Source organism: Mesorhizobium sp. M0174 (assembly GCF_040322275.1).
Classification (GTDB): Bacteria; Pseudomonadota; Alphaproteobacteria; order Rhizobiales; family Rhizobiaceae; genus Mesorhizobium.
Genome location: NZ_JAMYTB010000047.1, coordinates 1 through 8,166, shown reverse-complemented (window position 1 = coordinate 8,166; position 8,166 = coordinate 1). Strand labels below are relative to the sequence as shown.

Below are 8,166 nucleotides of genomic sequence, written 5' to 3'. Positions count from 1 at the left end.
TGCTGAGATTAAACGTGCTAGTTCGGGGTCTGCCTGAATTAGGGGCTCCTCGAAAAACCGTCTCTTTGCTTTCATGCCGAAGTCTCCCTTGGGCCTTGTAAGGTCCACGCTAATGCTGGCTCGAACACTGATGGTGCGGGAAAAGGCGACCAGTGGGTTCTACTCTTGTTGAGCGCTTTCGTGCCCGGCGCGCTCTGCGAGTCTTTCTGGAAGCGTAAGCCTAAGTTCAGTAGTGAACCGTTGAATGGTATTACTTTGGTAGAACGTGACATTATCACATCGTGGCACTCGCCCTAAACGTCCACTTTCTCAAGTGAAGCTCTGCTTATCGATAAATTATTGCCCATGTAAACGCGCGCCGCAGCATCTTCGCCGGACATAGCCGACTCCGCGGTTTCCATTCTGAATTGCGTTCGCTTTGTTAATACTTTCTTCCCGCCTTTGACGCCGCCGACAGGGCCGTTGAGGGACCATAGGGGCCGCTAAAGCTGCCACCTTCGAACATCGCAGAGTCGATAGTAGACAGTTCATATCGATGCCGAGCGAGACTCCTGGAAAAGGTACAAAGAATCGTTGATAACAAATCCGTCGAGACCTGCGGCTCGGGCATAGGTCAGCAAGTCGCTCGCGCGGTTTATGAAGCCGGTACCACTGAAGTTCAGCGACGTGTTGCAGAGAACGCCGACCCCGCTTTTTCCCTTGAACGAGGTAAGCAGCTGAAACAGGGACGGGTTTTGATCCAATGAAACTGTCTGGGCCCGCGCTGTGCCGTCAACATGCGTGACGGCCTTTAACCGGCTATCGATAACGTTCTGAAAAAGAAGCATGTAGGGCGACGGGCGTGCCAAGTCGAAGTGGAGCGCGACATCTTGCTCCAGGCAAACCGGTGCGATCGGGCGGAAAGCCTCCCGGTTCTTAATTCGGTTCAAACGCTCATGAGTTGCTTTTGAAAAAGGCGCCGCGAGAATTGACCGATTGCCGAGCGCCCGCGGCCCGATCTCGCAATTCCCCTGCACCCAGCCGATCACCTTGTCATCGAGCAATGCCGAGGCCACTTGTTCGCGGTCGAGTGGATAAATCTCGAGTCCGGTGTGGTCAATTTCGTCCAACACGAACGGTTGGCCTGAATACACGTCCCATTTGATCTTTGCATTGCCGGTGAAATGCCGCATGGCGTCCACTGCGGTCCCGATCGCCGAGCCCGTATCGTTTGTGCATGGCGGAATGAAAACATCTGAAAAAAGCTCTGTTTCGAGCCAACGGCGATTCCACTCGCAGTTCAATCCACATCCGCCGGAAATCAGCAGCGGGTACCCCTTTGTCAGATGCCTCTTCGCGAAAGTGTGGAACGAGTCAAAAATGGCGTCAGAAACTTGCCTAGCAAGGTTAGTGAACTTCTGATCGGTTACGCCAATGTTGTAGTAGGGCGAATTCCGCAGAGTCTCCTTGGACAGCGGGTACAGATCGCTTGGAAGTAGGTAATTAATCAGCGCCTGCTCGTCCCGGTCAGGCGATCCGGCCTGCCCATAGGCGCAAAGCGCCATTACCTTGCCGGCGTCTTCGAAGCGCAAGTGTCCTTTGGGAAAGGTGAATTTCGGATCGGCCAACGCGTAGAGAAGAGCATACTTGCTACCCGGAGCCGTTATTACTCTTCCCAAATGAGCTACCTGCAGTCGCTCATCGACCTCATAGAAATCGCCGATGTCCCCTTCCCAAATCAGGGCATAACAGGGCATTCCCAGGGGGAACGGTGACATGCCGTAGGATCCCCAGAGATGGGAGCGTTCGTGCGTTGAGGAATAGAAATGCACATTCCTGCCGAAGATAGATGTCTTGCCGACAATCTCCGATCCGTTGCCAAGGCCAAAGTAGCCTGCCGCAACGGGCCTGTGGCCCGGGATTTCGGTGATCGACCAGCCACTCACGGCAATCACATCGGGAATGTCGTGCAAGCGGCCAGCGGCGTCGAGGACCGCTGAGGGAGTGATGGTCGAATATCTGGGAAAGCTATCCTTCTCAGCCTCGTATGAATAGATGAGCTCGGCTGCTGACGCATCCAGTCCTGCAATTACGCCGTCATGGCCTGGTTTAAACGACATTATTCTCATGTTGCATAAGCTCCTACAGAATAAAGGCTATCAGCGTTATTGCGGAAAAACTTTGACCAGCCAGGCGCTTTTCGCCTGTCGCGGCACCAATTCCTCAAACCACGTTAGCAAACTGATCGGCAACAAATCGCGAGTTATATAAAACACGCTTCTTCCTTGCACCAACTCCATAGTATGTGTAGCAAATTCGGTCTGATCTTGAAATCAAGCGATGGTAAATTTTTGTGATCGTATTGTGAAGACCTTGTGAAAATATATGGCCTTTATAGTTATGCTCGAAGGAGCGTTGCGTCATCTGCCTCTGGCGAGCGCGTTTCACTCTGTTGGTGCTCTGGGGCCGGCTGGATCGTGGTAGTTAGCCAGTCGAAGATCGTGCGTGTGGCGGCGGCAGGAACGGCGTCATAAACAATTTGGTGCGCGACAAGACATGCCCCGAGCATTGCACCACTTCAGCCTGCGCTGGTCGAGAACCTCGTGGAGGTGACGCTCGCCGATCACACGAGATGTTCCGGCAGAGGCTCTCACCTTGGTCGCGGCGCGTATCTATTGAGAAGATGAGGGGACTTCGTCTGCTTGGCAGCTGACGTTGTGGTGACATCGGATGCCCTGTTCGGATGGCAAGCACCAAGACGCGCATCTGCCGGAAAGTGGCCGGAAAATCAGGTTCCACCTGCCGAGCGGTTGGATGTTCTGGTGGACAGCATGGGTCTTCAAGGTCACGGCCCAGGCCGGGGGCGGGAGGGAAGCTGGCGCCAGATCCCGCCGTGGTTAGCGAAAGCTGCATCTCGTCCTGATGCCGATAGCGGACAGATCATTGCCGATGCCCATGACGGATCAGCAAACTGGCGATGTCTCTCGTGCGCCCCCTGCTCGACCAGATTGGTCCGATGGGACGGCTTACTGCCAACCGTACCATCATAACGCCCGCTACGCCGCGGTCATCGATCACAGCGGCTACCGTCATTCCGCCTCACGCCAAACGCGGTAAAACCAACCGACGATAGAGCTTGGCCAAAGGGACCGGCATTTCGCCGCAATCAGCAGAGCCGAGAATGAAATGGCAAGGTTCCACCGGCTGTGGCAAGGGCGCGGGTCGAGACCGCAATCGGGCGATACACATCAGTTATCGGACCGAGTATGCGGACTCCAATGTTTCACGCTTAGGAGACGGGAGGCGCGATCGGCTGCGGCACCCTCAACCGCATGCTTACATGTGCACGCCCGCAGTCCATTGCTTGCAAGGTAAAGGATGCATAGCCACGTCGGCGTCACACTACGCAGCCGATTCCCGATGAGAGTAACGCGCCTTTGTAGTAACCGCTGTTCTCAGGCCATGGCCTTGAGCGGCATACTTGGCATAAACCGCAAAGCTCAATGATGTCGACCCGCAAAGCCTGGCTTACCGATGTGCTTGCACGCGTACAGAGCGCCCCGCTGACCGCCTCGACGAGTTGCTGCCGTGGAACTGGCGCAAGCCCGCCGCAATCGCGGCCTGACAAGGCTCATCAACAAAATCCATTCCGTGCGAACCATCGCAGTTGTCGCCCGGGAACTCGGTGAAGATGAGACTGGTTTGCCGAAATCGCCATCGAACCCGAGGACGGTCTGATCTGGGTCTAGGAGGCAGACCACGAAGACGGTGTCATTGCCTTCTCCGAATTCGGCATCGAAAGCCTTCAAAACCTCATCGCCATCCATCGCGACAAATAGATCCGTCCGCGTCCGCCACCGGATGGATACCGGAAGACGCACCTAGCACATCTAAGTCGCATTAAGAAGCTCGGCCGGATCGGCTCTGTGGGACATCGCATCACCGGCCGACGTAAGGGCGCAGTCAACCGCCACCGTGTCGCCTTCGCCAGGTCATGCCCAATGAGCGCGAGGAGAGCGCTGTCGCCGTCGTCGCGGTCGCCGTTGCATACCTTGCCAAGGCCAAACTGCCACGATGGCTCCACCGCTATAATGGCATAGACAACGCGGCAGTATCGGCTCAAAACCAATCGGCATCGAGCACCCAGTTCACGCGCTGGCTCATGGTCGCCGTACGCAGGGCATCAACGTCGCTACCGGCCACAGCCGGTGCGGCGGGTCCCCGTCAGCCGACTTGAACTGGCCGAGGACAACCTGTTGAGATGGATGATTCCCGCCTCACAGAGCGGAAACGGTGCCAGACCCAGCTGCAATGCATGGTTACCGAGCCGATCGCTTTCGAACCCGGACTTGCCATTAATCAGTCCTAACTCTTGAGGATCCCAGTGCAGAGGGCACATTCAAGTATCGTCTTGCGCAACCGGCGGCGACGCGCATCAGCACTTCCGGGGCATAAGCGTCAGCGGCCGCTGCAAGATCATTCACGGTGAAACTCTCACCCAGCAATTCCACCGAGACGGTCGGAAGACAAACTGCCTCAGGAACGTCCGTTATATCAATCGCGGTGGATTCCATCGACGTTCTTCCGACTAGAGGAGCCGAATATCCAGCAAACCGGACGGATATCTTGTTTCCGCAGGCCCATGGAAGGCCATGCTTGTAACCGATGCCCAAGATAGCTATGCGGCTGTCTCGAACCGTACGAAATGTCGCGCCATAACCGACCGCCTCACCCTTGGGCACATTGCGCACATCGAGTATATTTGCCTGAAGTTTTACGACGGGCAGAAGAGGGTTCGGTTGAATGCCGGCGTTGTTGAGACCAAAAAGCGCTGAACCCACCCGGACGATATCGAAATGAAAATTCTTCCCGAGCCAAACACCGGCGGATGCGGCTAGACTGCAACGGGCAGGTTTAAGCAGATTGGAGATCGCCCGAAAGCGATTACTCTGCAACACATTCATTGCGTCGGCAACGCGATCGCTACAAGCGAGGTGACTGAGGACGACTGAGGGAGGGTGCCGCTTAAAAGTGCCGGAAAGATAATTTCTGCGTACGTCGTCAAAAGTAAGCCCGAAGCGAGAGAAGCCGGTTTCCACATTGAGAAAATATGTTTGCGCCTCGCCTGCAGCGCTAATAGCGTCCAGTTCACTGGAATTGTTCACTACAGGTGTAATCCGGCTGGATCTATAGTATTTCCTCAACGTCGTAAATTGATCACAGAGAACCGCAACCGTCGCGCCTCTCATGGAACTTCTTATGAGCATCGCTTCGTGGAGATCTCCAACGAAAAATAGATCGCATCCGGCGGCCGCCAACGTCCTTGTGACGTCAATAATACCAAGCCCGTAGGCGTCATTTTTAACGACTGCAGCCACCTTTACATGTGGTCCGACCATGGCCGACACAGTCTGGAAATTTGCCTGGACTGCCGCCAGATTGACTTCTAGCACAGCATCCGCGCGCTGCGGGATGGACGACATCTTTTACCCCATTTTGCAGGTTGTTGGAGAAGCATCGCATTCTCGGAATGGACACAAATCGCCGGAATGCGGGCGAGCTCAGGATATTACACGCTAGTTCCACTCGTGATTCGATATCGCGACACGCTCTGCTTTTGATTTAAACGCGGAATAAGCAGTGTCCGATGAGGTTCTCTTTATCGTCAGAGTTTTCAACTTTTCCTAACTTTATTGGCTGCCATCCGGGGTAGAACAGGTGCGAGCAACAATTTTTTCCGGGGCCCGCTTGGCCAATATATCAAAAGTTCACCTTCCACCGTGCGGTTGGTGACTTGGGAAGTGGATCGTCTTTGCGAGTAAGCCCCTCTAGCTAGCTGGGATCGCGTGCTAGCGGGCAAGTCATGCAACGGCCGCCACCTCGTCCACGACTGAGTTCTGCGCCCTCGACCGCTATCACTTCAACGCCGGCGCGACTCAGCAATGAATTCGTATTGACGTTGCGGTCGTAGGTAACGACAACGCCTGGCTCGACCGCAATTACGTTATTTGCGTCAGCCCATTGCTCTCGCTCCGCCTCATAGTGATCGCCGCCGGTAGGCACTATGCGGAGAGCCTTAAGTCCTAGGGCCTCGGCCACCACAGACAAGAAGGGTTCATCCTCTTCAGTGACATCGACCATATCCTCAGAATTGCCCGGGCGGAGAGTGAACGTTCGCAGCCCCTCGACTACGGGTGGGTAAATCGTCACTAGGTCGCGGTCGCAGAAGGTGAAGATGGTGTCGAGATGCATGAAGCTACGATGCCGGGGCATCAGAGCCGCAATAACGCGAGTGATTTCGTCGACCTTAAACAAGGCGCGCGCCAATGCCTCGACGGCCTGCGGCGTGGTCCTCTCACCCATACCGATTAGAACAACACCGTCACCAATTGGCATCACATCCCCCCCCTCAAGACTGAGCGCACCGTTGGTTCGATCAGGCAACAGGCGTGTGAAGCTGGCGTCGCGAAATCGAGGATGGAAGCGATAGACCGCCTCAACGTTCTCTGCCTCAGGCCGTCTAGCGCGCCAGTACAGGGGATTGATTGAGACCCCGGCATAGATCCAGCATGAACTGTCACGCATAAAAAGCTGGTTCGGTAAAGGAGGTAGAACGAAATCCTCGGGCTTTAGTGTTCGCCCAGTTAGTCCGCGCGGCTCAAACTCAAGATCCTCACGCGCGATCCCGCCAATGAGCAAGGCCGCGAGTTGACTTGGCGGCATCTCGTCAAGCCAGCTCCGCAACTCATTGGCGAAATCCAGGCCGACGACTGAAGGACAGACGCGTCGATTTAGGAGCCAGCCGCGGGCGTCGGGTAACGCCATAGTTTCCGACAGCAGTTCGCCCAAAGAACGAACGACGACACCGCGCTCACGAAATTTTTCCACGAAGGCATCGTGCTCCTGTTGCGCACGCTCGACCCAAATCACATCCTCGAAGAGGAAGCCCTTGCAGTTCTTCGGTGTAAGCCGGCGGAGGCTAAGGTCTGGTCGATGAACAAGGACTTCGCGTAGCCGGCCAACTTCTGAATGAACCCCTAAGGCCGTCATATGGCCGTCCTCACTGCCAGTTGAAGGTCATACACCGCCACAAGGTTGGGATTACTCGTGCCTTCTACGGTCGCCAGCGAATAGCTTTCGAATGAAATCGTTTGCGTGGACATAGGCGGCTCCGTTAATGTGCGAATGATGTAATCCTCCGCCAGCAACAAGTATGCCAACCAAAAACGACCTGTGATCAAGAGGTTGACTGTCGCGTCCGACAGGTAGGCTCACAGGTTTGTCCGGCTCCCTACAAAGGGTAAGATCGTATGTCCGCTTCTGCCGGTGAGGTGGCTCGCCTTACACTGCGCGTCCGGGGTTTGCTTCTCTATTCGGCGTGTTGAAGTCAAGCGCTTCTCAAGCTTTCGGCTTCACCGGGATTTGAGGTTTTTCGCGGGGTCTTGCTTCACTGCGGGATCGGCGCTCGGCCGTCGCCTTGATGGGGATCAGAAGAATGAGGCGGAACAATCTCGAACGCGTCCTGATCGTTGTGATGCGACCGGTACTGCAACCCTCGCGAACTCACCTCATCCATCGTCCCGCGAAGGACGCTCTTTCCACCGGCTGGTGGAACCTTATGGGGTGATCCTTGTCACGCTCGCTCTGCGATCATGTTTCATCTCATTGTTCGACCCTCCCGACCTGGTTTCGGCACGGCCGGCGCGCGCAGTAGGGCCGGTCAAGGGGGCCGAAGGTCAGCGCGCCGCGACTTGCCCTTGACGGGCCCCTGCTCGCGCCGGCAGGCTGCAATGGTCGGGCGCACGATAAGGCGGCCTTCGGCATGATGTCTTGTCGCGTCCAACGAAACTCTGTGCCGTCGCGCCACATGCGATGCATGATCACCGCCAGCCGGCGAGCCAATGCGACAATGGCCTTCTGTCGGCCGCGCCGCCTGGCAACAATCATCGCCCACGCCCTCAGCCACGACCATTTCGTCACGCGCGTCACCAGTGTCTGCGTGGCTTCGTAAAGCAGCGTTCGCGTCATGCGGCCGCCGCAGCGGGATATCCGGCCGATGCGGCGGGCGCGTGGCTGCGGGAGGCATCGCACCTCGATCTCATAGGCGCATTTAAGCCCGACATGCGCGAAAGTGATACGGCTGCGATCACTGGCGCGCGAGTGTTCGTCGACGGGCGCGCAGGGGCT

3 protein-coding genes and 2 pseudogenes are annotated in these 8,166 nt (G+C 56.3%); 1 reads left to right on the top strand and 4 read right to left on the bottom strand.

Annotated elements, in window-relative coordinates; genetic code table 11:
• Window positions 1–527 precede the first annotated feature (527 nt).
• A complete protein-coding gene (locus NKJ13_RS31090; protein ID WP_352779482.1) occupies window positions 528–2,108 on the bottom strand; it encodes a carbamoyltransferase C-terminal domain-containing protein in 1,581 nt (526 codons plus the stop codon).
• 1,361 nt (window positions 2,109–3,469) lie between these two features.
• On the opposite strand from NKJ13_RS31090, the pseudogene NKJ13_RS31085 reads away from it, so the two are divergent.
• Window positions 3,470–3,604: pseudogene (locus tag NKJ13_RS31085) on the top strand (transposase domain-containing protein); the annotation flags it as partial.
• 730 nt (window positions 3,605–4,334) lie between these two features.
• Here the strand turns inward: NKJ13_RS31085 and alr are convergent.
• From alr to NKJ13_RS31725, 3 genes and pseudogenes are all read right to left on the bottom strand, one after another.
• Window positions 4,335–5,462 carry an alanine racemase gene (gene alr, locus NKJ13_RS31080; protein WP_352779481.1) on the bottom strand — a complete coding sequence of 376 codons (1,128 nt, stop codon included), beginning with the start codon at window positions 5,460–5,462 and terminating at the stop codon, window positions 4,335–4,337.
• Window positions 5,463–5,811: 349 nt separating this feature from the next.
• Window positions 5,812–7,029 (bottom strand): arginine deiminase, encoded by a 1,218-nt coding sequence (locus NKJ13_RS31075; RefSeq protein ID WP_352779479.1) that lies wholly within the window; start codon window positions 7,027–7,029, stop codon window positions 5,812–5,814.
• Between the two features lie 774 nt (window positions 7,030–7,803).
• Window positions 7,804–8,166, bottom strand: a pseudogene (locus NKJ13_RS31725) (hypothetical protein); the annotation flags it as partial.

Bases quoted from the DNA above. Each gene is read 5' to 3' on its own strand.
- NKJ13_RS31090 (WP_352779482.1), bottom strand. From the start codon at position 2,108: ATGAGAATAATGTCGTTTAAACCAGGCCATGACGGCGTAATTGCAGGA.
- alr (WP_352779481.1), bottom strand. From the start codon at position 5,462: ATGTCGTCCATCCCGCAGCGCGCGGATGCTGTGCTAGAAGTCAATCTG.
- NKJ13_RS31075 (WP_352779479.1), bottom strand. From the start codon at position 7,029: ATGACGGCCTTAGGGGTTCATTCAGAAGTTGGCCGGCTACGCGAAGTC.